13 protein-coding genes, 1 tRNA gene and 1 pseudogene are annotated in these 17546 nt (G+C 71.4%); 3 read left to right on the top strand and 12 right to left on the bottom strand.

All coding sequences use genetic code 11. The features are described from left to right. Position 1: 1 nt before the first annotated feature. Together hutU and ACGFIK_RS02885 are read right to left on the bottom strand one after the other, a co-directional pair. The gene (gene hutU, locus ACGFIK_RS02890; protein ID WP_327022465.1) at positions 2 to 1645 is read right to left on the bottom strand and encodes a urocanate hydratase; all 1644 of its coding nucleotides are present in this window, start codon (positions 1643 to 1645) and stop codon (positions 2 to 4) included. Positions 1646 to 1658: 13 nt separating this feature from the next. Continuing rightward, the gene (locus ACGFIK_RS02885) at positions 1659 to 2507 is read right to left on the bottom strand and encodes a MurR/RpiR family transcriptional regulator (protein WP_327022464.1); all 849 of its coding nucleotides are present in this window, start codon (positions 2505 to 2507) and stop codon (positions 1659 to 1661) included. Positions 2508 to 2671: 164 nt separating this feature from the next. Here ACGFIK_RS02885 and ACGFIK_RS02880 point away from each other — a divergent pair, with 164 nt between their 5' ends. Continuing rightward, positions 2672 to 4615 (top strand): trypsin-like peptidase domain-containing protein, encoded by a 1944-nt coding sequence (locus tag ACGFIK_RS02880; RefSeq protein WP_393337336.1) that lies wholly within the window; start codon positions 2672 to 2674, stop codon positions 4613 to 4615. A gap of 82 nt (positions 4616 to 4697) precedes the next feature. Here the strand turns inward: ACGFIK_RS02880 and ACGFIK_RS02875 are convergent, their stop codons facing one another. From ACGFIK_RS02875 to ACGFIK_RS02845, 7 genes are all read right to left on the bottom strand, one after another. Next, positions 4698 to 6782, bottom strand: a complete 2085-nt coding sequence (locus tag ACGFIK_RS02875) for an acyltransferase family protein (RefSeq protein WP_393337334.1) — start codon at positions 6780 to 6782, stop codon at positions 4698 to 4700. Continuing rightward, entirely contained in the window at positions 6772 to 8073 is a 1302-nt protein-coding gene (locus ACGFIK_RS02870) for an O-antigen ligase family protein (RefSeq protein WP_393337331.1), read from the bottom strand. The genes ACGFIK_RS02875 and ACGFIK_RS02870 overlap by 11 nt, the downstream gene beginning before the upstream one ends. Position 8074: 1 nt before the next feature. After that, entirely contained in the window at positions 8075 to 9436 is a 1362-nt protein-coding gene (locus tag ACGFIK_RS02865; RefSeq protein WP_393337328.1) for a lipopolysaccharide biosynthesis protein, read from the bottom strand. Further along, a complete protein-coding gene (locus ACGFIK_RS02860; protein ID WP_393337325.1) occupies positions 9433 to 10497 on the bottom strand; it encodes a glycosyltransferase in 1065 nt (354 codons plus the stop codon). The genes ACGFIK_RS02865 and ACGFIK_RS02860 overlap by 4 nt, the downstream gene beginning before the upstream one ends. After that, a complete protein-coding gene (locus ACGFIK_RS02855; protein ID WP_327022458.1) occupies positions 10497 to 11459 on the bottom strand; it encodes a glycosyltransferase in 963 nt (320 codons plus the stop codon). The genes ACGFIK_RS02860 and ACGFIK_RS02855 overlap by 1 nt, the downstream gene beginning before the upstream one ends. A 115-nt stretch (positions 11460 to 11574) precedes the next feature. After that, entirely contained in the window at positions 11575 to 13122 is a 1548-nt protein-coding gene (locus ACGFIK_RS02850; RefSeq protein WP_393337322.1) for a sugar transferase, read from the bottom strand. A 115-nt stretch (positions 13123 to 13237) separates the two neighbouring features. Then, positions 13238 to 14305, bottom strand: coding sequence for an LCP family protein (locus tag ACGFIK_RS02845; protein WP_393337319.1), 1068 nt, complete (start codon positions 14303 to 14305; stop codon positions 13238 to 13240). 114 nt (positions 14306 to 14419) lie between these two features. On the opposite strand from ACGFIK_RS02845, the gene ACGFIK_RS02840 reads away from it, so the two are divergent. Both ACGFIK_RS02840 and ACGFIK_RS02835 read left to right on the top strand, forming a co-directional pair. Further along, entirely contained in the window at positions 14420 to 15253 is an 834-nt protein-coding gene (locus ACGFIK_RS02840; protein ID WP_393337316.1) for an O-methyltransferase, read from the top strand. A gap of 4 nt (positions 15254 to 15257) precedes the next feature. Next, complete coding sequence (locus ACGFIK_RS02835; protein WP_393337313.1) at positions 15258 to 16076, top strand: MOSC domain-containing protein; 819 nt, start codon at positions 15258 to 15260, stop codon at positions 16074 to 16076. A 135-nt stretch (positions 16077 to 16211) separates the two neighbouring features. Here ACGFIK_RS02835 and ACGFIK_RS02830 read toward each other — a convergent pair. The 3 genes and pseudogenes from ACGFIK_RS02830 to bcp form a co-directional block, all read right to left on the bottom strand. Further along, a pseudogene (locus ACGFIK_RS02830) lies at positions 16212 to 16727 on the bottom strand (GNAT family N-acetyltransferase); the annotation flags it as partial. A 71-nt stretch (positions 16728 to 16798) separates the two neighbouring features. Beyond that, a tRNA-Leu gene (locus tag ACGFIK_RS02825) sits at positions 16799 to 16884 on the bottom strand. A 64-nt stretch (positions 16885 to 16948) separates the two neighbouring features. Continuing rightward, complete coding sequence (gene bcp, locus ACGFIK_RS02820; RefSeq protein ID WP_327022453.1) at positions 16949 to 17425, bottom strand: thioredoxin-dependent thiol peroxidase; 477 nt, start codon at positions 17423 to 17425, stop codon at positions 16949 to 16951. Positions 17426 to 17546 lie beyond the last annotated feature (121 nt).

Below are 17546 nucleotides of genomic sequence, written 5' to 3'. Positions count from 1 at the left end.
CTTACTCCGCCATCGGGATGCGGACGTCGGTGTGCGGGGTGGGGTAACCGGCGTCGACGTGCCGGATCACCCCCATCGCCGGGTCGTTGGTCAGCACCCGCTCGATCTTCTGCCCGGCCAGGGCGGTGCCGTCGGCCACACAGACCTGACCGGCGTGGATGGAGCGGCCGATGCCCACCCCGCCGCCGTGGTGGATGGACACCCAGGAGGCGCCGCTGGCGGTGTTGACCAGCGCGTTGAGCAGGGGCCAGTCGGCGATCGCGTCCGAGCCGTCGGCCATCGCCTCGGTCTCCCGGTAGGGGCTGGCCACACTGCCGCAGTCCAGGTGGTCCCGGCCGATCACCACGGGGGCGCTCAGCTCACCCGAGGCGACCATCTCGTTGAACCGGACCCCGGCCTTGTCGCGTTCGCCGTAGCCCAGCCAGCAGATCCGGGCCGGCAGGCCCTGGAAGGCCACCCGTTCGCCGGCCATCCGGATCCACCGGGCCAGGGACTCGTTCTCCGGGAACAGGTCCAGGATGGCCCGGTCGGTGGCGGCGATGTCGGCCGGGTCGCCGGAGAGGGCCGCCCACCGGAAGGGGCCCTTGCCCTCACAGAACAACGGCCGGATGTACGCCGGCACGAAGCCGGGGAAGTCGAAGGCCCGCTCGTACCCGCCCAGCCGGGCCTCGCCCCGGATGGAGTTGCCGTAGTCGAAGACCTCCGCACCGGCGTCGAGGAAGCCCACCATCGCCTCGACGTGCCGGGCCATCGACTCCCGGGCCCGGTCGGTGAACTCGGCCGGCTTGGCCGCCGCGTAGTCCCGCGCCTCGGCCGGTTCCACCCCCACCGGCAGGTACGACAGGGGGTCGTGGGCGCTGGTCTGGTCGGTGACGATGTCGATGGCCACCCCCCGGCGCAGCAGCTCCGGGAAGACCGTGGCGGCGTTGCCGACCACCCCGACGCTGAGCGCCCGGCGGTCCCGCTTCGCGGCCAGGACCCGCTCGACCGCGTCGTCCAGGTCGTCGGCGACCTCGTCCAGGTAGCGGTCGTGCACCCGGCGGTCCAGCCGGCTGCGGTCGACGTCCACGATCAGGCAGGCACCGCCGTTCATGGTCACCGCCAGGGGCTGGGCCCCGCCCATCCCGCCGCAGCCGCCGGTCAGGGTCAGGGTGCCGGCCAGGGTGCCCCCGAAGCGCTTCTCCGCCACGGCCGCGAAGGTCTCGTAGGTGCCCTGGAGGATGCCCTGGGTGCCGATGTAGATCCACGATCCGGCGGTCATCTGCCCGTACATGGTCAGCCCCAACTGCTCCAGGCGGCGGAACTCCGGCCAGGTGGCCCAGTCACCGACCAGGTTGGAGTTGGCCAGCAGCACCCGGGGGGCCCACTCGTGGGTGCGCATCACCCCGACCGGTCGGCCCGACTGCACCAGCATGGTCTCGTCGTCGCGCAGGTCGGTCAGGGTGTGGACCAGGGCGTGGTAGGAGGGCCAGTCCCGCGCGGCCTTCCCGGTGCCCCCGTAGACCACCAGGTCGTCCGGGCGTTCCGCGACCTCCGGGTCGAGGTTGTTCATCAGCATCCGCAGGGCGGCCTCCTGCGGCCACCCTCGGGCGGTGCGTTCCGGGCCTCGGGCGGCCCGGATAGGGCCGGGGGCTATGTGGGTCATGGTGTGTCTCCTCCTAACCGAGGAACAACTGGCGACGGGCGGCGGAGGCTTCGAAGGCCTCCAACCGCCGCTGGGTCTCGGCCGGGGCGGCGTCGCAGATCGCCTGGAGCAGCACCATGGCCAGGGTCATCGGAGCGGTGTGCAGGTCGAACACGAGCTGGGTGCCGACCGCCGCCGGCAACACCACATCGGCCAGTTCGGCGGCCGGGCTGACCGGGGAGTCGGTGATCGCCACCACGGTGAGCCCGGCGGCGCGGGCCTCCCGCAGGGCCTCCAGGGTCTCCCGGGGATAGCGGGGCAGCACCAGGGCCAGCAGGGCGCTCGCCCCGGCCTCGGCGGCCTGCTCCAGGCGGTCGGTGAGCAGGCTGCCCCCGTCGTCGAGCACCCGCACGTCCGGGTGCACCTTCGCGGCGAAGTACGCGAAGTAGGCGGCCAGGGGAGCGGCGGCCCGCAGCCCCAGCACCGGCAGGGGACGGCTGGCCGCCAGCAGTCGGCCGGTCTCGGCCAGCCGCTCCCGGTCGCTCAGCTGCTCGGCCAGCCGGTCCAGGTTGCCGATCTCGGCGCGTACCGCCTGTTGGAGTTCGTTGCCGGCGGTGGCCGGGCCGGGCGCGGCGGCGGTGAGTTCGCGCAGCCGCCGCCGCAGCGCGGGATAGCCGTCGTGGCCCAGCGCGACGGCGAAGCGGGTGACCGAGGGCTGGCTGACGCCGGCCAGTTCGGCTACCTCGGCGGCGGAGAGGTAGCCCACCGCAGGGGCGTGCTGCACCAGGCAGTGCGCGATGCGCCGCTGGGTCGGGGTGAGTCGGACGCCGTCGAACAGGCCGACGACCCGTTCGGTCGGCGCCTTGGTATCCCCGTCATTCACCCTATGACTCTATGCATCAAAACTTTCAGCAGGCAAGTGGTCAACCTCATTGACCGTTCTGACCAGCGAATTCACGAGGATGAGGCGATGCGGGCCGACCGGCGGGCAGGGCTAGGTGCGGTGGCTCGGTAGGATCCGCACGGCGGTTGAGCAGAGGAGTTGCCATGCAGCCGGAAGGCCCCTACCGGTACACCCATCTGCTGGGGGGTTCACCGGTCGGCAAGGCATGGGCAGCCCTCGATCAGCAGGGCCGGTTCGTGACCGTGGCCGTCCTGGACGCCACTGTGGCCGCCGCCCCGGGCTGGCGGGAGGCCTTCGCCGGGATCGTCAACAACCTGGCCCAGGGGCCCGCCGGAACCCCCTTTGTGTACGCCGACTTCTCGGCGGCCGCCCCCTGGGTCGCGTACGGCCCGGAGGCCGGCCCGGCTGCGGAGAAGCTGTTCCGGGCGCTCGGTGTGGAGTACCAACCCGTACCCTCCTCGGCCCCGCCGCCGGTTTCCCCACCCGTCTCCGGCCCACCCCAGCCGATCTCCGACCCCCCGCAGCCGGTCTCCGGAATGCCGCAACCTGTGTCTGGGATGCCCCAGCCGGTCTCCGGAATGCCGCAGCCCGTCTCCGGGATGCCCCAGCCGATCTCGGGGATGCCGCAACCGGTGCCCGGGATGCCGCAGCCGGTTTCCGGGGCGGCGCAGTCGGCGGGGCCGGTACCCGCCCAGCCGGTCTACCCGGATCCGGTCTCGGGCACCCCGGCCTCGCCCGGCTTCGGCCCGGCCCCGGACGACCCGCTGCGGCACGACCCCTTCAGCTCTCCGGCCCGGCGGATCCAACCCTCCACCGCGCCGAAACGGCAGGGTGGCCTGTGGGTGGCGATCGCCGCGCTGCTGCTGGTCGCCGCCATCGGTGGGGGTGCCGGCATCTGGGCCATCTCGGCCAGTGACGGACAGAACCCGCCGGCGGTCACCGCGCCAACCGCGCCCCCGCCCCCGCCGGGGCTCAAGCCCTGGGCCGAGGCCGCGCCGCGCAGCCCGCAGGAGCACGCCCTGGCCAAGGTGGCACCCGCGATGGTCTTCCTGGAGGCCATCTACACCGGCTACGTCCGCAACAAGCAGGACGGTGCCCTGCTGCACCCCGATCCCTTCACCTTCAGCCGCCGCTGCACCGGGGTGGTGGTCAACCACGACGGGCATCTGCTCACCAACGGGCAGTGCGTCGCCCCCACCTCGGAGATCCTGCTCGAACACGCGCTCGGCTCGCTGGCCGACACCCTGGTGGCCCGGGGCACCCTCAAGGCCGGGGAGGTCGGCGGCTACGTCAAGGGTCGACTGCCCAGCAGTGCCTTCACCGGCCCCGAGCGGGACACCGACCCCGCGGTCGTGCTGCACGGCCAGATGAACGTGGCCAAGGGTGACCTCAAGGCCAGCCCGGCGATCCCCGGCACGGTCGTCAAGGTGCTCCCCCTGGAGGAGGGCAACCTGGCCCTGGTCAAGCTCGACCAGGCCAACCTGCCCACCGCCGAACTGAACACCTCCGCCACGATCGCCCCGGGAACGGCACTGAACGTCCTCGGCTACGCCACCACCGATGCGGAGTACCGCTCCGCCACCTACACGGTGAGCACCAAGGCCGCCGAGGTGACCGAAGTGGACCCGGAGACCTCCTTCTACCGGGTCAGTGAGGATGTCGGCGCCTACTCCCGGGGCGGCATCGCGATCGACCCCGAGGGCCAGGTGGTCGGGATGCTGGACAACGACCTGCTGGCCCCCAAGCGACCCAACCGCCTCGTGGTACCGGTGGCCCGGCTGACCGGGCTGCTGGACTCCGCCGACGTCGACAACAAACTCGGCGAGACGGACACTCTCTACCGCAGCGCCCTCGAGGCGTACTTCACCGGGGACGAGGGGAAGGCCGCCGCACAGTTCGCCCAGGTCGTCGAGCAGGCCCCCGCGAACGCCCTGGCCCTGGCGTACCGCGACACGGCGGTCGCCTTCGGCGGTAAGCCGGAACCGGACCGGCCCGCCTGGGCGGTGCCGGTGCTCATCGGTGCGGGTGTCGCCCTGGTCGCCGGGCTCGGCGTGCTGCTCTGGTCTCGGCTCCGCCGGACCAGGTAGTCGCCGGTAGCTGCTGGCCGGGTGGTCGTCAGCCGGCGGCGCGGCTACCGGCACGCCGGTGCTGGCCAGCCTGGCGTGCGGGTCAGTCCGAGGGGCCGCGTAGGACCGGGGTCAGGGCCTCGTCGAACATCGGGGCCAGCTTGCGGGCGTACTCGGCCGTGACATGGTTGCCGTCGCGGCGGACGATGACCCCTCCGACGAAGATCGGGCACTGTCCACCCTGGCAGAACCAGTCCGTGGTGGCCACGTGCCAGGCCCGCTTACCACTCCAGACCCGTCCGTCCACCTCGGCGTAGGAACGGTACTCGTCGTCCAGTTGGGAGACGCAGTCCTGCGGGGCGGAGAAGCGGGTGATGCAGCTCTTCGGATCCGGGCCCAGGGGCGGGGGTTGCAGGGCGACGATCTTCCCGGCGAGGGCCAGCCAGTTCTCCCGGGCGGTGCGGGCGGCCCGCTCCCATTCGGCCAGCGCCGACCGGCCGCCGGTGTCGGTGAACCGCTGACGGTAGGCGTTGCTGACGATCACCAGGTCCGGCCGGTTCTCCTCGATGATGCGCCGGACGATCTGCTGGTGACCGGGACAGGACCGGGTGATGGCGTTGATCGGCGAGGTCGTGCCCGAGGCCAGGAAGGGGCAGCCGGCGTAGGTCAGGTCCCGTACCGCCCAGCCCTGGGGCTCCAGGACCCCGCGGACCAGCGGCAGCCAGGCGGTGGCGATGGAGTCCCCGACGACCACGGCCAGCCGGGCGGGGCGGGGTGACCCGATGACGCAGTCGTTGCCGTCCGGGATCGCCGGCCGGCAACCCTGCCCGTGCCCCTGAGTGAAGCCTCGGCGGCCCAGTTCACCGGGGGCCGGGGTCAACACCGGCCAGTCCTTGGCCGCCAGCGCCGTACCGATCTGGGCGCTCAGGTCGCTCTGTGAGGTGACCGCCGCCGTCTCGGCCGGGGCCTGCGGCGGCGGGATCAGCACCGCCACCGTGGCCGCCACCACCGTGGTGGCCAACGCCGCCACGGTGGCGTACCGGCTGATCCGGGCGACCCTGCTCTCCGGCGGCCGCCCCGGCGCGCGCGGCTCCAACCAGGAGGATCGACGGATCGGATCCTCCACCAGGTGGTAGCTGAGCATCGAGAGCAGCACCGTGCCGACCAGGGTGAGCACCACCACGGTGGGTCCACTGTCGGGCAACGCCGCGCCGAGCAGGATCAGCAGCGGGAAGTGCCACAGGTAGAGCGAGTACGAGATGTCGCCGAGGTACCGGACCGGCCGGTTGGTCAGGGGCAGCATCAGATGCTGCCCGCCGACCCCTCCGGCGATGACCAGGGCGGTCGAGATCACCGCCAGGAAGGCCCCGGGCACCGGGAAGGGGGACTGGGCGGTGATGGCCAGCACCGAGACCAGCAGACCGATCAGACCCGCCCACTGGTACGCCGGACGGGCCGGAGCCGGTATCCGGGCCAGCAGGGGGGCCGCCAGGGCCAGCAGGGCACCCACCCCCAGCTCCCAGGCCCGGGAGAAGGTCGAGAAGTAGGCGACCGTGGGGCGGTGGCTGACCTCCCAGAGGGCGAACAGGATGGACCCCGCCACGACCGCACCGAGGACCAGACCCACCGCCCACCGGGCGCTGCCGCCGTACCGGCCCCGTCGGGCGGCGAGGCTCAGCACGACCACCAGCAGCACCGGCCAGACCAGGTAGAACTGCTCCTCGACGGCCAGGGACCAGTAGTGCTGCAACGGGGAGACCGGGCCGTCGGTCTGCCAGTAGTCCGTGCCGGTGAAGGCGAACCGCCAGTTGGCACCGAACAGGGCGGCCCACAGGGTGTCCCAGGCCGTCGATCGGGCCCGATCCCCGAGGAAGAGCAGCGCGGAGGCCAGGTAGGTGAGCACCAGCACCAGGATCGCCAGCGGCAGGATGCGTCGGGCCCGGCGGCGGTAGAAGTCCGCGAAGGAGATCCGGCCCCGCCGGTCGTACTCGGTGAGCAACAGGCCGGTGATCAGGAAGCCGGAGATGACGAAGAAGACGTCGACCCCGACGAATCCGCCCGCCGGCCAGCCGAGGACATGGTCGAGGATGACCACCACGACGGCGAAGGCGCGCAGGCCCTGGATGTCCGGGCGGAACCCGAGACCCGGGGGCGGCGGTCGCCGGACGGTGGCCTGGTCAACCGGCATCGTGAGGGAGCCTGACGACATCACCGGTGGTCACCGAGGTGTCCACCTGGTTGCCATCGGTCGATCCTAGCGTGCACGCGGTAACCACCAGCAGAGCGAAGATCCAGGTCAGCCCGTCGGCCGAGAGGGGGTTCCAGACCACCTCGGTGAAGGAGTAAATGATGAACAGGCCCACCGGCGCCTTGGCGGAGAAGGCCCGGCCGTCGACCACCGGTGCCCGCAGCAGGGTGGCGATCAGCAGGCCCCACAGGGTCAACGCGATGAACCCTCCGGAGAAGATGGCCAGCACATAGCCGGAGTGGAAGAAGTGGTGCGGGGCATCGCCCTGGTCCCGCAGCAGGTACCACTTCGAGACGCCGACCCCGGTGGCCTCCGAACCCGCTATGTACTCCCGGGCGTGGATCCAGATGTTGCCCCGGTTGCTCAGGGTGTTCTTCGCCGCACTCCAGGTCAGATAGGTCGCCGTGGCCACCGCCCCGATGACCACTGACACGCAGAGGGCGAAGTTGATCTGCTGGTACGGCCTACGCCACTCCAGCAGCATGGCCCCGAGCACCCAGCAGGCCACCGCGGCCAGGGCCAGGTAGCTGGTCCGGGAGCCGGTGGCCACGATGACCAGCAGACCGAAGGCCACCACCGCCCACCGTTGCGCCCCCCGCAGCGCGCAGACCGCGGCCACCAGGGTGAAGGAGGTGATCAGGGCGATGTAGTTCTCGGAGTCGTAGAAGCTCTTGAACAGCCCACCCGCCAGCGAACACTTCTCCAGTTGCCCGCCGGTGCAGGCCCGCCAGGCCTGTCCGTAGAAGGCGGTCGGGATGGTCAGCAGGGACAGCACGGCCAGCCCGGTGTAGGCCATCGCGGCCAGGCTGATCGGGGCACCGGCCGCCAGCAACCACACCGCCACCAGCAGCAGACCCGCGGCGGCGTACGCCGGCATCCGCGACCCGTACACCCCCTCGCCGGTGAGCAGGTCTACCGCGACGCACCAGAGGAGCAGGGCGGCGGCCAGGCACAGGCAGATCCGACGCCAGATGTCCGCGGGACCGGCCAGACCCCCACGGCGTACGAAGAACAACCAGGCGACCAGGGCGAACACCAGCAGGCCGATGAGCGCGGAGGAGTTGTCCCCGGCGAGGACCGGCGCGGCGTTGGCCAGGACGGAGAATCCGATCAGCCCGATCGCGATCCTCCCACCGCCGAAGGCGGCGGCCACCGTCCGGCGTTGGTGGATCAGCCACCCGGCTACCGCGACACCTCCCGCAGTCAGCAGGACACCGAAGAGTGTGGTCACCTCAGACCCTTTCCATGGAACGTGGCTGTGCGGGTGCGTCGCCCGGGTCGCGGCGGGCGGCGGCGGCCAGGCTTCCCCAGAGCAGTACGGCCAGCAGCGCGTCGCAGAACAGGCTGGAGGCGATGGCCCCCTGCCAACCGTAGGCCGGGATGAGCCACAGGTTGAGTAGCACGTTGAGCACCCCGATGCCGATCTGGCAGACCGTCCGCCGGCCCTGCATCCGGGCACCGGAGAGCGCGTCGGCGGCCAGGTAGTGCAGCGACTTGAGCACCAGCAGGGCGCTTAGCCCCTGCAGGGCCGGTATGGCCGCCTCGAAGTCGGCCCCGAACACCAGCGGCATCATCCAGGCGAAGGCCACCAGCAGCAGGCTCACCGGCACACTGAAGGCCAGGAAGCGTGGCAGCAGGCCACGGGCCATCCGCATGGCCTGGCGGGGACCGTGCCGTCCCGCCTCGAAGAACCGGGGGTAGGCGATCGCGCTCATCGACCGGGCCGGGGTGTACGCGAGGTCGACCACCCGGTAGGCCGCGGCGTAGATGGCGGCGCCCTCCGGGGTGCCGAGCCGGGACAACATGACCTTGTCGACATCGTTGTAGATCGACTGGGCCGCCAGCCCCACGGCGAAGAGCATCCCGGTGCGGGCCTGCCGGACCGCGCCCCGGAGACCGATCCCGCCCCGGCCGCCACCGAGCAGGCCACCGGCGATCACGGGCAGGCAGACCAGGGTGGACAGCACCGCCGAGGTCACCGCCCAGTCGTGCAGGGTGACCGGCCCGTCGGCGGCGGCCAGCACGACCGCACCGGCCAACCGGCAGAGGTGCAGCAGGGCGGGGATCAACGCGGCGAGCATGATCCGACCACGGACCTGGATGGACGCCGCCACGGCCTCGATGAGTCGCCAGGCCACCAGGTCGGCGAAGGCCAGACAGAGCAGGTCGACCAGCGGGACGTCCGCACCCCAGATGGCCAGGCCGGCGGCGGTCACCAGCACGGTGGCGGCGGTGCCGAAGATGGTGGAGAGGAACAGCCCGCGGACGAGGTGCCGGAGCCAGTCGCCCGGGGCGTCCGCGTAGTTCTGCATGATCAGGCTGGGCGCGCCGGCCGACGCGAAGGGCGAGATCACCGCGATCAGGGCGGTGACCCCGACGAACAGGCCGTAGGTGCTGAGCGGCATCTCCCGCGCCAGCAGCACGAACAGCGCCCCCTGAGCCAGGGTGCGCAGCAGGGTGCCGGCGAAGAACTTGCCGGACTTGCGGAGGAAGCCGTCACCGCGCCCGACACCGGCCGACGAGCCGCCACCCGGCTGCTGCGGATCCGGCTGCTCGGTCACCGGCCGCTCGGGGCCGCCGGGGACCGCCGTCATGTCAAGGCCTCCACCCATCGGGCGCTGACCGTGGCCGGGTCGAGTTCGGTGCAGCGGGCGTGCCAGGCCTTCTCGAAGTCCGCCACCCCGGGGCGTCCCTCGCCGGTCAGGGTAACGATCGCCTGGGCCAGGGCCGCCGGGGAGGTGTCCGCCGCCAGGGCGCCCGGTACGAAGGTCGGGATCATCTCGTCCAGGGCGGGAACCGGCAGGGCGGCCACCGGCAGACCGGCCTCGGCAGCCTCCACGAGACTGAAGCCGAAGGTCTCGGCCCGGGAGGGGTGCACCAGCACGTCGGACTCCGCCAGCAGCCGGGCCACCCCGGGCACCCGGCCCAGGAAGGTCACCCGGTCGGTGAGCCCCAACTGGCGGGTCCGCTCGTGCAGCAGGTCCCGCTCCTCGCCGTTCCCGGCCAGGGTCAGGTGATGGTTCGGCGGCAGCAGGGCCAGCGCCTCCAGCGCGCAGGAGTGGTTCTTGTACGGGCGGAAGGCCGCCGTGGTGAGCAGCCTGATCCGCCGCCGGTCGGCCACCGGACGCGGGGCTACGAAGGCCCTGGGCGGCATCGGGTTGGTGATCGTCACCACCGGCTGGCCGGGGGCGAGTCCCCGGACGGTGCGGGCCACCCCCTCGGAGACGGCCACGACCAGGCTGGGGCGCAGCCCGCGAACCCGGGCCAGCCGGGCCAGGGTGCGGACCCGGCGGTCGATGCGCAGCCGCTCCGGCAGCAGCGAATGCTCCCAGGCGACGTAGTCCCGGCCGGTGCCGGCCAGGGCGGTGCCGACCGGCACGCTGCCCCACAGCCCGCTGGCCACGATCCGTACCTCCGCCGGCAGCCGGTGCAGTCGGCGTCGCAGCGGCGGCACCGCCTCCGCCAGCCGGGTGATCCGAGTGCCCAGCCCCAGGGTGTCGATGGCCAGGTCACCCAGGGTGGGCGGGACCTTTCCGGACAGCACCGTAGCGGAGACCTCGACCCCCTGGTCGTGCAGACCCCGCAGGAGCAGCGCCGCGGCCAGTTCCATGCCGTACAGCGGATCCAACTGGGGGAGTACGAAGTGCAGCCGCATCAGCGGCCCCCACCCGTGGGCAGGGCACCGTTGTCACCGGTGCTGCGGGAGCCGCGCATCGCCACCCGCTCAAGAGCCGACCGGGGCACCAGCCCCAGGGCCGCCAGGACGGCGTTGCGGGCCGAGGGGGCCCGGTTGCGGCGGATGGCGCGCACCATCTCGCGTACCCCCTCGCGGTCGCGGGCCTGCACGGCGTAGCGCAGGGTCTGGGCGGCGATGAAGTCGGAGAAGGTCTCCGGGGCCCACACCCCCTCCCAGCGCCGGGCCCAGTCCCAGGAGGTACGCCAGTCGGCCCCGGCCGAGATCGATCCCGGGCTGCCGACGGTGTAGACCGCGGTGGCCTGCTCGATCTGCACGATCTTCGCTCGCGGCAGCCGCGCCGCCCGCACCAGCCAGTCCCAGTCCTGGTGCCGGGGCAGGGACTCGTCCCACGGGCACTGCCGGGCCAGTTCGGCCGTGGTCAGCAGGGTCGAGGTGGGCAGGGACTGCCGGCCCACCCCGAGGTGCCGTCGACGGAAGAGGTAGTCCTCCGGCAGGGTGCCCTCGGTGATCAGGGCGGTCGGTACGGGGGTCGGCAGCGCGGCGCCCCCCGCCTTGCGTTGCAGGGTGCGGGAGGAGACCACCGGCAGCCAGCCCTGGCCGGCCAGGCCTTCCAGGACGGGCAGTTGGGCGGCGAGCTTGCCGGGCAGCCAGGCGTCGTCGTCGTCCAGGAAGGCGATGTGGCTGCCCGGGGCGGCGTGGCGTACCCCCAGGTTGCGGGCGTACGAGCCGCGCCGTCCCCCGCCGGTGCAGACGATCTCGTCGATCTGGTCCCGCAGTCGGGCGACGCCGGGCGGCACCTCGGCCAGGTCACACACGACGACCACGTGTACGGACACGCCCTGCTGGTCGCGGGCGGTGGCGACCGCCTCCGCGAGGCTGGGCCGGCCCGTGGTCGGGATGACTACCGAAACATCCGGCATCGGTTACTCCAAGCAGTTCGGCTGAGGGGTTCCCCGGGCTAGCCGGCGGTGGGGGAACGGCGGTGAGGGGCGGTGCCGGCGGAACCGGTCCGGTGACGGACCTGGCGCAGGTCGCTCAGCGACCACCACCACGGAACACCTCGGCCACGGTCCGCAGGAGCACCTTGGCGTCCAGCCACAGTGACCAGTTCTCGATGTAGTAGTTGTCGAACCGGGCCCGATCGGAGATCGGGGTGTCCCCGCGCAGGCCGCTGACCTGGGCCAGCCCGGTCAGCCCTACCGGCACCCGGTGCCGCATGGCGTAGCTCGGGTACTCGGCGGAGAACTTCTCGACGAAGTACGGCCGCTCGGGGCGGGGGCCGACCACACTCATGTCGCCCCGCAGGATGTTCCACAGTTGGGGCAGCTCGTCCAGGGAGGTCCGGCGCAGGAAACGACCGATGGGCGACACCCGCCGGTCGTGCGCGATGGACCAGTTGGTCTGGGACTCGTGCTCGTTGACCGGGCGCATGGTGCGGAACTTGATGATGTGGAAGGGCTTGCCGTGCCGGCCGATGCGCTCCTGCCGGAAGAAGATGCCCCGGCCCCCGTCCAGGAAGGCCAGCCCCGCGCAGAGCAGCAGGATCGGGCTGAGCAGCAGCAGGGCCAGCGCGGCGAAGACCACGTCGGAGGCCCGCTTGAGGGCCCAGTGCGGCCCGGACAGGGTGGTGTCCCCGACCTTGACGATCGGGATGGCGCCGATGTGGTCGCCGTGCGACCTGGAGCCCCAGAGCCGGGGGGCGGCCCACAGGTCGCAGGTGGCGACCTTCGGCTGGCGGAGGATCTCCATCAGCACCAGTTCGGGGCACTCCGGGTCGGCGATGATCAGCACGTCGCACTCGGTCAGCCGGACCAGGTGTTCGAGCTGGTCCAGGGGGCCGATCAGGGGAGTGGTGGCCGAGGCCGTCGGCGGGGGAGTGTCCACATGCCCGACGAACCGCAGCCCGTACCGGGGATAGCGGCGCAGCAGCCGGGCCAGTTCCACCGCGGTCGGACCGCTGCCGATGATGATGGCGTTGTGTTCCACCCACCGTTGCCGCCGGGCCAGGGTGGCGATCTCCCGGGTCAGCAGGCGACCGGCGAGCACCAGGATGGCGGCGATGGCCAGGCCGCGGATGAACTCGACCAGGTACTCCGCGGAGTCGTGACGCAGGGCGGCGATGATGACCACGATGGCGGAGGAGGCCAGCAGTCGGCCGCAGAGGCTGGGCAGCTCATCGAGGATGCTCACGTGCCGACGGGCCTGATAGAGCCCGCCGGCGGCGAAGACGGCCACCGTCAGGACCGTCATGACCAGGGTGCCGCGCCAGTACCGTTGATCCAGCAGCAGGGGGGAGAGCAGGGCGGCCACATCGACCGGCGCGGTCAACATCCAGGCGCGCAGCCCCCGGGTACGGGTGGAGGTGCGGGAACTGGGGTAGGGCAGGACCGCGGTGGCGTCCAGCCCCGGGCGGGTGTCCTCGCCGCCCGTCGGGGTGGACTCCGCCCCGGCGGTGGTCTGTGGGTTCGGAGGTTCCGCCTCCTCCTCGGACTCCGCTGACCGGGAACGCTGCGTCGGAGCCGATACCTCACCCTCGTCGGGCGCGTTGGTGGCCGGGTAACCCATGACAGGTTGCCTCGACATGTGTGGATCCTCCCCCGTGGAGTGACATCCAGTGACGCTGCTAAAGCCGCCGGAGCGAACGCAGGATACGGTGGCTCTGGCGACAGCCGCCAGAGCCACCGGGACAATTCATGCCCTACTTTCCTGCGCTGAGCACTTCCTTGACCGCGTCCCGGCGAAGGGCGTCGTAGAACTTCGAGGCCTTCTCCGGGTCATCGAAGACGACACTCTCGCTGCCCACCCGGCCGGTGCCCTTGGTCGGGTTGGTCATGAAGGTCAGGTCATTGCCGCGCAGGCCGCGCAGCTCCATCGCCATGTCCACCAGGGACATCTTCTTGTCGACCGATACGGCATTCGAGGTGGCTCGGACGAAGGAATTGAGCTTGGTGGGACTTGTCAGAATTCCGCCGGAGGCGGCTCTGTCCAGAATGGCCTTGATGACCTGCTGCTGATGTTTGATCCGGGTGAAGTCGCCGTCGGCGAACTGCTTGCGTTGCCGCGAGAAGTCCAGTGCGGTGGCCCCGTCCATCTTCTGCCGACCCCGCTCGAAGGTGCGGAAGGGGGGATGGATCGAGGTGAACCGCTTCTCCGAGTTGACCTCGATGCCGCCGAGGGCGTCGATGATCTCGGTGAACCCGGCGAAGTCCACCATCAGCACGTGATCGATCCGGATCTTGGTGTACTGCTCCACGGTCTGCACCATCAGCGGCAGGCCACCCCAGGCGTACGCTGCGTTGATCTTCGCCTCGCGGCCCCCACGGCCCTCCTTGGTGCGGGGGATCGCCACCCAGGTGTCCCGGGGTATCGAGACGAGTTGCGCGCCGGAGCGGTCCTTCGACACATGCGCCAGGATGATGGTGTCCGCCCGCGAACCCCCGGTGCTCTCCGGATCCCGCGAGTCGCTGCCGAGGATCAGCATGTTCAACGCGCCCTTGGCGACGACCTCCGGCCGGCTCTCCTCGGGTATGCCCTCGAAAGCGTCAAGGCGCTCGATGTCGGACTCGACCGACTTGAGATAGAAGCCGGCCCCTACCGCGCCGCCCACCCCGATCAGGGCCAGCACCAACACGCTGATCAGCGTGATCCGCAGCCACCGTCGGCGTGGTCTTCTCGCCGGGGCCGCCGTTGTCTCCGACCCGTCGGTGTCCCCCGCCGGCAGTGTCTGCTCCGGAACGGTCGTCCCGGCCTGCTCTCCACTCGACATGGCGCGATGCTACTTAACCCCACCCACGAGCAGGGGCCCGGCGGGCCGGGAACCGGCCAGATCAATCTTCATCGTGTTTCCCCAATGTTTCGGTCCGTCTGATAGAACCCACGGGTGGACGCCGTCAAGCTGCGTCGGGCCATCGCCCGCACCCGCCTAGCCCCCGTCGCCGCCTTCCCCAAGCGGCTGGTAACGGTGGCCCGCCATGACGTCAAGGTGCTGCGCACCTCGGCCCGATGGCTGCTCGCCTCCCGCGAACACCACAACTACACCTACGAGCTGACCAAGCTCAGCCGCAGCCACCTGGCCTGGTTCGTCAGCGTGGTGTGTGACCTGCCGGTGACGCAGGTCCGCAGCTATCTGGAGGAGATCGAGTCGGACGAGGCCCTGCGCCGGCACATCGCCTCGGCCACCGGCAGCGCCGCCCGCCGGGGCCTGGCCGACAAGCAGGTCCGCTACGCCCGGCGCATCGGGTGGTACGCCATCGTGCGCGCCCGTCGACCCGGCCACATCGTGGAGACCGGTGTGGACAAGGGGCTGGGCAGCTGCGTACTGGCCGCCGCCCTGTTGCGCAACGCCGCCGAGGGCCACCCCGGCCGGGTCAGCTCCATCGACATCAACCCCGAGGCCGGTTACCTGGCCCGGACCGCCCCCTGGTCCGAGGTGATCGACCTGGTCATCGGAGACTCGGTCGAGTCGATAACCGCCCTGGACCGGCCGGTCGACCTGTTCCTGCACGACAGCGACCACAGTCGAGCGTACGAGAAGCGGGAGTTCGAGGCCGTCGAGCCGAAGCTGGCTCCCGGGGCGATGCTGCTCACCGACAACGTCACCCACACCAACGTGCTGGCCCGGCACGCCGAACGCACCGGCCGGAAGTTCCTCGCCTACCGGGAAACCCCGGCGAACCACTGGTACCCCGGGGACGGCATCGGCGTGGCATGGTGACCGGGTGCGGATCAACGAGATCAACACCTATCCGGTCAAGGGCTGTCGCGGCCTCAACCACTCCGAGGCCGAGGTACGACCCTGGGGGCTGGACGGCGACCGGCGGTGGATGCTCGTCGACCCCGAGGGGGTGGGGATCACCCAGCGGGAGACGACCGCCCTGGTCCGGGTACACGCCCACCCCGAGACCGGTGGCCTGTGGCTACGCGCCGCCGACCGACCCGACCTGTGGGTACCGCAACCGTCCGAGGTCACCCCGGTGCAGGTGCGTACCTTCCGGCGCCGGGCACTGCGGGTAGCGGCCCTGCCCGCCGGTCCGGCTGCGGACACCTGGCTCAGTCAGTTGCTCGACCGGCCGGTGCGCCTGGTCTGGCTGGCCGAGCCGGCTCGGCACATCGAGGCGGGCCGCAAAAAGCACGACCCGGGCGATCAGGTCAGCTTCGCCGACGCGTACCCCGTCCTGCTGACCAGCACCGCCTCCCTGGCCGCCCTCGGCGACTGGCTGACCGAGGCCGGTGCGGACCCGGTCCCGATGAGCCGGTTTCGGCCCAACCTGGTCATCGAGGGGGCACCCGCCTGGGCCGAGGACGACTGGGAAGGGCGCAGCATGCGCATCGGCGGGGTGGCCTTCCGGGCCGCCGGGCCCTCGGCCCGCTGCCTGGTCACCACCACGGACCAGCAGACCGGGGTACGCGGCCGGGAGCCGCTGCGCACCCTGGCCCGGCACCGCAATGTCGACCGGCAACTGCTGTTCGGGCTCAACCTCGTACCGCTGGAGTCCGGCCGGGTACGCCTACGTGACCCCGTCTTAGCTTTCGCTTAGGTCGCTTGTCCGGCTCGGCCCTCGTCCGGCAGCATCGGTGCGCGTGACCGACGGAACCGATGGCCCCGCCGCACGGACAACAGCCACGCGTCCCTCCCCAGGGGTAGCCGGCTGGCTGGCGGGGCCGTGGTCCTCGGTCAGTCCGAGCCACATCAGGATCTCGTCCCGGTCGTCGCCGGGGGCCACCCGGATGGCGCCGGGCCAGCGGCCTACCTCGCGGTATCCGAGTCGCCGGTAGAACCGGTCCAGCCCCAGCCCGTCGCGTACGGTCACGTGCAGCGCCGACAGGCCCAGGTCCCGCCCGATCTGGGCGGCCGTACGCATCAGCGCCTCACCGACCCCGCGCCCCTGGGTGTCCGGGTGGACCATCACCCGGGTGAGGGTCCGCAGGTGCGGCTTCAGGTGGAACCGGGGATCGGTGAAGATCGCCATGGCGACCAGTCGGTCGTCGTCGTAGCCCAGCAGCAGCCGGTCAGGGCCCTCGGCGATGCCGGCCAGGGTCGGGTCGGCGATCGTCCGCACCTTTTCGGCCGTCACCGGTGCCACGAACCCGACCGCGCCGCCCGCGTTGGTGACCTCCACCCAGAGGGTGACGATGTCGGCGCGCAGCTCAGGGGTCAGTTCGGGATCCAGGAGGAAGTGCAGGGTCACCCGGACATCCTGCGCCGGGCCGCCCGCCGGATGCCCGTGATCGTGATGGGCCCGACAGGGGAACAGGGTGTTGGTGCGGGAGGGGGGATTCGAACCCCCACGTCCTTTCGGACAATAGGACCTAAACCTACCGCGGCTGCCATTACGCCACTCCCGCCGGCCCTGAAGAGTCTAGGGTGTCGCCCCGGCCCGCTGTCGAGGCCTCCGACGATCACATCTGGTCAGTCCAGCCCGAGGTCCCGGCGCAGCTTGGCGACATGGCCGGTGGCCTTGACGTTGTAGAGCGCCCGCTCGATCTTGCCGTTCTCGTCGATCACGAAGGTCGAACGGATCACCCCGGTGACCGTGCGCCCGTACGACTGCTTCTCGCCGTACGCCCCGTAGGCGGTCAGCACGGCCTTGTCGGTGTCGGCGACCAGCGGAAAGGTGATCGCGTCGCGCTCGCGGAACTTGGCCAGCTTCTCCGGCTTGTCCGGGGAGATGCCGATCACCTCGTAACCGGCGGCCTGGAGGGAGCCGAGCGAGTCGCGGAAGTCGCAGGCCTGCTTGGTGCAGCCGGGGGTCATCGCCGCCGGGTAGGCGTACAGGATGACCTTGCGGCCGCGCAGGTCGGCCAGGGTGACCTCCCCACCGGTGTCGGTGGGCAGGGTGAACTCGGGCGCCGGGTCACCGGGGGAGAGACGAGCGGGTGCGGTCATGGGCCGACCATACCGGCGCGCCAGCGACCATGACGGCGGGCTCCGGAGGGTGTCCGATGTGTCGGCAGGCGACAGGAATTTGCTGTTGCCAGATATTGGCAACAGCAGGGGCCGGGAAATA

The sequence above is a fragment of the Micromonospora sp. NPDC048871 genome, from assembly GCF_043198155.1.
Lineage (GTDB): Bacteria > Actinomycetota > Actinomycetes > Mycobacteriales > Micromonosporaceae > Micromonospora.
The sequence above is the reverse complement of the archived record's forward strand: the minus strand, read 5'-3'. Positions and strand labels throughout refer to the sequence as shown.

Excerpts from the sequence above, each read along its gene's own strand:
- hutU (WP_327022465.1), bottom strand. The coding sequence starts at position 1,645 with ATGACCCACATAGCCCCCGGCCCTATCCGGGCCGCCCGAGGCCCGGAA.
- ACGFIK_RS02880 (WP_393337336.1), top strand. The coding sequence starts at position 2,672 with ATGCAGCCGGAAGGCCCCTACCGGTACACCCATCTGCTGGGGGGTTCA.
- ACGFIK_RS02875 (WP_393337334.1), bottom strand. The coding sequence starts at position 6,782 with ATGCCGGTTGACCAGGCCACCGTCCGGCGACCGCCGCCCCCGGGTCTC.
- ACGFIK_RS02865 (WP_393337328.1), bottom strand. The coding sequence starts at position 9,436 with ATGACGGCGGTCCCCGGCGGCCCCGAGCGGCCGGTGACCGAGCAGCCG.
- ACGFIK_RS02860 (WP_393337325.1), bottom strand. The coding sequence starts at position 10,497 with ATGCGGCTGCACTTCGTACTCCCCCAGTTGGATCCGCTGTACGGCATG.
- ACGFIK_RS02855 (WP_327022458.1), bottom strand. The coding sequence starts at position 11,459 with ATGCCGGATGTTTCGGTAGTCATCCCGACCACGGGCCGGCCCAGCCTC.
- ACGFIK_RS02850 (WP_393337322.1), bottom strand. The coding sequence starts at position 13,122 with ATGTCGAGGCAACCTGTCATGGGTTACCCGGCCACCAACGCGCCCGAC.
- ACGFIK_RS02845 (WP_393337319.1), bottom strand. The coding sequence starts at position 14,305 with ATGTCGAGTGGAGAGCAGGCCGGGACGACCGTTCCGGAGCAGACACTG.
- bcp (WP_327022453.1), bottom strand. The coding sequence starts at position 17,425 with ATGACCGCACCCGCTCGTCTCTCCCCCGGTGACCCGGCGCCCGAGTTC.